This is a genomic window from Spirulina sp. CCY15215 (genome assembly GCF_016888125.1).
GTDB lineage: Bacteria > Cyanobacteriota > Cyanobacteriia > Cyanobacteriales > Spirulinaceae > CCY15215.
Genome location: NZ_JACSWA010000352.1, coordinates 51,476 through 57,475 on the forward strand (window position 1 = coordinate 51,476; position 6,000 = coordinate 57,475).

Consider the following 6,000-nt stretch of genomic DNA (forward strand, 5'->3'; position numbering starts at 1 on the left):
TGAAAAGGCGATCGCTTGCTATTTTGTCATGAAGATGGAGAGGCGATCGCTTATCCCTTAAACCCTCGTAGCCTTGTTGGCCGTTTTTTCCAGATCTCGTACCTTTTTCCCTCGCCAAAGAATGCGAATGGGAGTACCAGTAAAATCTAACTGTTCTCGGAATTGGCGATCGATATAGCGACGATAACCATCATTAAAACGCTTAGGATCGTTGACAAAAAGGGTAATAGTAGGAGGCTGAATACTAACTTGAGTTCCGTAGTAAATTTTCCCTTGTTTGCCTTGACGAGAAGTAGGAGGAGAATGCCATTCAACCGCCTCTTGTAAAACTTCATTAACTACCGCAGTAGTAACGCGCCTTTGATGGGATTCATAAGCCTTATCGACAAGATTTAAAAGTTTTTCTACCCGTTGTCCAGTTAAGGCGCTAATGAATAAAGGTTCAGCCCAATCCAAGAAATATAAGCGGTCTTTAATTTGTTTCTCGTAATCATAAATCGTGTAAGAATCCTTTTCAACTGCATCCCATTTATTAATAGCTAAAACTGCTGCACGACCTTCTTCCATGACCCGATTTGCTAACTTTTGATCCTGTTCTGTTACACCATCGACGGCATCTAAAACAAAAATAATTACATCGGCGCGACGAATAGCTTTAAAAGCACGGTGAATGCTAAAAAATTCTGCCCCATATTGTACATTTTTCTTTTTACGAATACCCGCCGTATCGATAAGACGGTAATACTTTCCATCTCGTTCAACTCGCATATCAATTGTGTCTCGAGTTGTCCCAGAAATCGGGCTAACAATAGAACGATTTTCCCCGGTTAACATATTCAGTAAAGTCGATTTACCTACATTAGGACGACCGATAATTGCCACTTTCGTTTCCGGAATCTCGGGAATATCTTCGTTTGCGGGTAATACCTTCACCACTTCATCCAGTAATTCTCCCGTACCACTGCCGTGAATAGCAGAGACGGGATAGGGTTCCCCGCAACCGAGTTCCCAAAACTGTGCTGCTTGTACGAGTCCTTCTTCAGCAGATTCGCATTTATTGACCGCGAGAAAGAAAGGGACGGGTTGTAGGCGTAACCATTGGGCAATTTCCGCATCGGCGGGGACAGGTCCGGTTTGTCCGTCTACCACTAAAATAGCCACATTTGCCTCTTGTAGCGCCGCCATTGCTTGTTCCCGAATCATGGGGAGGAATTCTGTATCGTCGTCAAAAACTAACCCTCCTGTATCCACTACCAGAAAGTCACGATCGCCCCAAAATCCTTCTTGATAAGTGCGATCGCGGGTGATTCCAGGTTCATCGTGAACGATCGCAATGCGATTCGCCACTAAACGATTAACAAAGGTGGATTTGCCCACATTGGGACGACCGATAATAGCAATAATAGGGAGAGACATGGTAATAATTGATTTAGAATTCTGTGAATAAAAGAGAGAATTGCGATCGCGCCAAAAAGGGCAATCTTCCTATGATAGCGAATTAAAGGGAAAACTTCCCCCTTAGCGAGCGCCGATCCCAACGGGTGGATAATACCTTTGTGTCCTCGGCTGATAGTGCCAACCCGTGGCTAACTCCATCGCCGCTTCAACGGGTAAAGTTGCTCTGTGGGCTCGAGTAGAAACTGATTCGAGGTTGAGTTGTTTGAGGTCGCAGAGTTCCTCTAAAGTTAGTCCAGATTTGGCTAGATTTTCCAAGTTTACTGGGTGAGATGGGGGGGTATCCCACTCAGGGGAGACAAATTCTGCTTCTACGGTTTCCACTATCGCCGGGGCGATCGATTTAACTAACTCATCTTTTTCATCTTTCTTTTCAACAGTTTGCAAGCGTTTGTGCAGATTTTTGACTTGTTTGCTAACGAGGGTTAACTGTTTAGTGAGGGCAGCTAACTGATCCGATTCTGGGACAATAGAGGAAGAGTCCAGTTCGAGAAAAGAGGCGATCGCCAATTTGAGAACATCAGACTGATTCAGATCCCGTTCGGAGGCATAGCGATCGATGGCTTCAAGCCATTCTTGGGGGATTTGACAGCTAATTGACGGGATGGAGGACATAATAGAAAAAAACCCTATTGCTGAATCGCAAGCCGATAGTACAACAACAACACTTTATCTCAATCATGCTCGATCGCGTTGCAGAAGCCATCAAGCGGCAAGATTACCGGGGGGCGGCTAAACTCTTAAAACCCCTGATTGACAAGGATGGTAAGAACCCTTGGGTGCGATTTTATGCTGGGCGCATTCAGGAAGGACTCGGGAAGCGAGAAGCTGCGGAAAAAATTTATCTTTATCTTTTACCCAAAACGACGAATCCTAAACTTATTGCTCAAATTCGTAAGGGAATTTCTCGCCTGGAAATAGCGGCGCGATCGCAAAAGGAACAGGCGATCGCCGATGCGGTGACAACCCAAGGAGGGGAAAGTTTAGGGGTCTTAATTCTCGAACCGATCGCCCCAGCAGCGAAGCAAGAAGCGGCGAAGGCCTTTGGTAAGATTGTCAATTTGGATGCTTATACTGCCCGTTTGCGCTTACCGACAAGAGGATGGCGGCTATATCGTCCTGGAAAAATGGGCGAACTTGTTTATTATGTTTCCCGTTTCCAACAGGTTAATATTCCCAGTTTTTGTTTCCCTTTGAGTCAAATTGAGGCGATCGAGGTGTTGGAGGTGCATTATTTTAAAACCCTCAACTCTCAAATTCTAGTACGCTGTAAAAGTAGTGCCGGATCCGAGGGAGAATTTAGTTTCACTTGGCCAGAAGTCACTCAGCGCGTTATTGGGCGCATTCCTTTATTTGAGTCGGTGGTGGTTTTTGGTGCGAGGCGCAAATTACAGCGCAAAATTCAAAAACAAGATAGCGTTCCTTTTTGCGATCTGCACCTACCTCAGAGAAATTGTATTCTTCGCTTTTGCGATCGCACTTATCAATTTCAAAAAGGGGTTACTTTCGCCACAAAACCTACTTCTTTGCCTCTTGGAGAACGAGAAACGGCGAGTAAAAATTGGCATTATTTGACGGAATTTTTAGATGATACTTTAAGCAAATGCCCTGTTCGAGATGATTTTACTATTTTTGCTGAGACGGCGATCGACTTTCGTGAAACCCTCGATCGCCTCAAATCTCGTATTGATCTCGAACGACGCAAACCTAGTCTTTGGGATCAAGCCTTTCAACTCTATAGTGGCTTGCATTTTTGGCGCGATCGTTAAGGAGATTTGCTTTTTCGCCACGGAAACTGCATTAATAGTCTCATAATTACACTGGATATAAAACCGACAACCAAGCTGAGAAGCAGGGCAAAAAGATAAATCTGGAATAAATATCCAGTTGTTAAAGGTTGTTGCTGAGGGGGATGAATATTCATCATAATATCTTCAGCAAAATTGGCAACGGAAGAGGCAGAAGCGGAAGCGGTGCCGATCCCTGCACTAACCACAAAAATTGTTTCATTGAGATGGCGATCGCGTTTCGTTTGTTCGAGTTGGATAATTCCTTCGATTTGCCACGTTTCGTTAGAAAAAACAGCGTAACATTGTTTAGCCGTTTCTTCTAGATTTTGGTCGATCTCGGCTAATTGTCCCCAAATTAACCAAGTTTCCCCTAATGTGCCTGGCTTTCCTTGGCGATCGCGAATAATAAATTTTTTGTTTTCTGCTAATGTCTTAATTTTACAAGGTTGTTTCGATCCTTGAAGATTAGCAGAATAATCGATTTGTAAAGCTAAAGTATCATTGAGTTTAACAGGGTAATAAAATCCATTTTTATTGTCTGGTAAAGGTTGATATTTTTGGGGGAGGAGTTCGATAAAACTGCCTTCTTTTTCTTCTTCGACTAAAGCGCGATCGCCATTGGGAAGCCGTTGCCAAAATGCGCTGCTTTTCTGCTTTATTGCTTCTGGACTATCTCCTAAACCATCGCGCAGATCGTAGAGAAATAGATCGATTGTGGGATAAATTAAAGAAAGTTCTGAGGCCATTAGTTAGAGTTTCTGTTTTTAAAAACCAATTTGTCCGAAATTAAAAGCATTTTTTAATTCTTCTGCTGGATCGGAAGCCGTAAAAACAGCCCATGTTTTCTTTGCTAAAGTTTCATTATCAAACTGTTCTAATTTTGCTAATACTTCTGTCATTTGAGGACGCTGGCTGGGATCGGGAACGCTATTATCAATAGTTGTTGAAAGGGTGGGTATAGAGGAGTCATCGGGAGTAAAATCTAATCCCATTCCCCGTTCTGCGGATGCCGTGTTTAATAGATCGTAAGCGCGATCGTATTCAGTGGCAAATTCAGGGATTTTTGTGGCTATTGTGTAGAGTTCTTCTAAATTTTGGCTGAGGTTTTGGGCAATTTTGCGGAGGTTATTGGGTAAACTTTGGGGAAGGGTATCTTGTTGACTGAGGGCTGCAAGAAAGGCTTTAACGATTAAAGCATCGCTGTCGTCAATTCGAGAGTTATCCATTGTTGATTGTGGGTTGGATGTAAATTCAGGGTACTCAATATCTTCTTCGGGATCGTTTAAAGATGCCATTAATTCATCAACAGTGACTTGTTGCGTTTTACCCATTTTATATTCCCGATGGGCTTCGGCAATACTTTCTGTAAGTTCTTGTCGGCGTTTTTCGATCTGTCGTTCTTTGAGAATATTGAATAGTAATTCTTGCTCTGAATTGGAGAGGCGATCGACAATTTGCAAAACTCTACCAACGTTAGGTTCTATTTCTGTTGCAGTAGACATGGGTTAACCTTCAAGTCAAACACTTTGATTGTAGCATTTTTTAACACCCTGCTAGAGGTAGCATTTTTTAACCATCCTGCTAGAGGTAGCATTTTTTAACACCCTGCTAGAGGTAGCATTTTTTAACACCCTGCTAGGGAGCGAGACGCTCCCACTACTGTATTCTATTGTTATGGTAGTGCGGGTATCTTGCCTGCTAATATGTAATTCCTATTTCCGAGTTAATATTGTTTGATGCCATGATTTTACGCTGTCAATTCTTCAAAAGCGAGCAAAAATTTATTTAATATCAAATCCGGTTAATGGGGATAACAAGCGTGCAAGATGCCCGCACTACTACCCTTAGATATTACGGTAGTGGGAGCGTCTCGCTCCCTAGATTTTGAATTATGGTATTTCTATTATTTTATCGCTTTTTTGGTAGCCCGCCAGGATAAAAGCTGCCCAATAATAGGGATTTTCATAAGGGGTTGCGGTGGGTTGTAATTGAGCAATTTGCTGTTTTCGTCCTTCTAACTGTTTACGGTGTTCAAAGAGAGTGAGGTTTTGCAGGTGAAAGTCGCAACTTTAATTTGCAAGGCTTGGTCCTAAGAGGCGATCGCTTCTTCTAACCTTCGTGAATTACTACTCATCAATCCGTAGGATGATGAGTAGCTTCGGAGTTCACAGGGGATAGCTTTTTGCTAGTAGAACCAGCAACGAGTCTTACATCCCCTCCTTCCGCAGAAGCGCTGATTCCCAACGCCTGTATTTGTCTGATGCCTTCTGCTCTGATGGTTTTCGAGGCATTCTCATCGCGGTCATGGGTCGTACCGCATTCGGGACAAGTCCACTCCCTCACATCCAAGGGCATTTTGTCCATTTTGTGACCGCATTCAGAGCAGGTTTTAGAACTGGGAAACCATCTATCAATCTCGATTAATACTTTTCCTTCTTTGGCAAGTTTATAATCGAGAAAGTTGACGAATTTTCCCCAACCGACATCGGAGATAGCTTTAGCGAGACAGTGATTTCTTACCATTCCCTTCACGTTAAGATTCTCCACAACAATGACTTGGTTTTCGTCTACCAATTTTCTTGACAGTTTATGCAAGAAATCTTGGCGGGAATTTCTAACTCGCTCGTGAACTCTGGCTACCAGTTTACGCGCTTTTTTTCTCGATTTAGAGCCTTTAACTTTGCGAGAAAGTTTTTGTTGTTTGCGCTTGAGGTTCTTTTCATGTTTGGCAATATGTCTAGGATTGGCATATTTT

The 6,000-nt window shown here is 43.0% G+C and carries 6 protein-coding genes; 1 reads left to right on the forward strand and 5 read right to left on the reverse strand.

Features of this window, described 5'->3' with window-relative positions; genetic code table 11:
- Positions 1-57: 57 nt before the first annotated feature.
- Positions 58-1,416 (reverse strand): ribosome biogenesis GTPase Der, encoded by a 1,359-nt coding sequence (gene der / locus JUI58_RS08695; RefSeq protein ID WP_204103371.1) that lies wholly within the window; start codon positions 1,414-1,416, stop codon positions 58-60.
- Positions 1,417-1,518: 102 nt separating this feature from the next.
- Positions 1,519-2,070 (reverse strand): hypothetical protein, encoded by a 552-nt coding sequence (locus JUI58_RS08700; RefSeq protein ID WP_204103372.1) that lies wholly within the window; start codon positions 2,068-2,070, stop codon positions 1,519-1,521.
- 65 nt (positions 2,071-2,135) lie between these two features.
- Here JUI58_RS08700 and JUI58_RS08705 point away from each other — a divergent pair, with 65 nt between their 5' ends.
- Positions 2,136-3,224: a tetratricopeptide repeat protein gene (locus JUI58_RS08705; RefSeq protein WP_204103373.1), complete on the forward strand. Its 1,089-nt coding sequence runs from the start codon at positions 2,136-2,138 to the stop codon at positions 3,222-3,224.
- On the opposite strand, the gene JUI58_RS08710 is transcribed toward JUI58_RS08705, so the two are convergent.
- From JUI58_RS08710 to JUI58_RS08720, 3 genes are all read right to left on the reverse strand, one after another.
- Positions 3,221-3,991, reverse strand: coding sequence for a hypothetical protein (locus JUI58_RS08710; RefSeq protein ID WP_204103374.1), 771 nt, complete (start codon positions 3,989-3,991; stop codon positions 3,221-3,223). The two genes, JUI58_RS08705 and JUI58_RS08710, sit on opposite strands and share 4 nt — an antisense overlap.
- Before the next feature lie 18 nt (positions 3,992-4,009).
- Complete coding sequence (locus JUI58_RS08715) at positions 4,010-4,747, reverse strand: hypothetical protein (RefSeq protein ID WP_204103375.1); 738 nt, start codon at positions 4,745-4,747, stop codon at positions 4,010-4,012.
- Between the two features lie 631 nt (positions 4,748-5,378).
- A partial coding sequence (locus JUI58_RS08720; RefSeq protein WP_204103376.1) for an RNA-guided endonuclease TnpB family protein occupies positions 5,379-6,000 on the reverse strand: 622 nt, incomplete at its 5' end.